This window comes from Aeromonas sp. QDB18 (assembly GCF_027705325.1).
Classification (GTDB): Bacteria; Pseudomonadota; Gammaproteobacteria; order Enterobacterales; family Aeromonadaceae; genus Aeromonas; species Aeromonas caviae.
In genome coordinates this window covers 1-611 of record NZ_JAPDBQ010000353.1, presented here as the reverse complement: position 1 = coordinate 611, position 611 = coordinate 1, and the positions used below count along the sequence as shown (strand labels likewise).

Below are 611 nucleotides of genomic sequence, written 5' to 3'. Positions count from 1 at the left end.
CCGTGTATACCAGCCCCTTGCGTTCCGGGATGAGCCAGTGACGGTCGGTGTCTTCGGCCTGAATACGCAGCAACAGGTCGGCACCGAAGAAGCCTTTATCCAGCAGGGTCACTGACTTGTCCGGCAATGAGTGAATGAACTCGCTGGCCAGGGGGATTTCCCCTTTGCGGTACGGGCTGATGGCCGCGTTGGCAATGACATGCGAGCGGACATTCATGAGCGTGACCAACCGCAGCATCGGGTAGGGTGTCTGCCGGTTGGTTGAGGTGTTACCCGAGCCGAAATGTGCTCTGAGTTCAGGCATATCCTGGGTTCGGAACAGGGCCCCATCGATGGCAAAGACCTGTAAACCGTGCCAATGGTCTTCAGGATAACGTTCCCGCCCCCACACATCGGCGCACTGTTTGAACAGCCACTCGAGCGGCTGTTTGCCGAGTCGCTGACGGGCCTGAGACAGGGCACTGTCCGCGAGCAAGGCATCATTGGCCAACCCTTCTGCACAGATGTTGAGGCGCCGAGCGACCTCGGAGATGGGCTCATTGCGGAAAAAGGCCATCCCCACGACGAGCCACAAGACCATATCAGAAGGTAAGCGGCGTCGGCGGATAGTG

Annotated in this window: 1 pseudogene; it reads right to left on the bottom strand. The window is 59.1% G+C overall.

The window, feature by feature from the left end:
- Nucleotides 1-611: pseudogene (locus tag OKC30_RS21320) on the bottom strand (IS4-like element ISAeme15 family transposase); the annotation flags it as partial.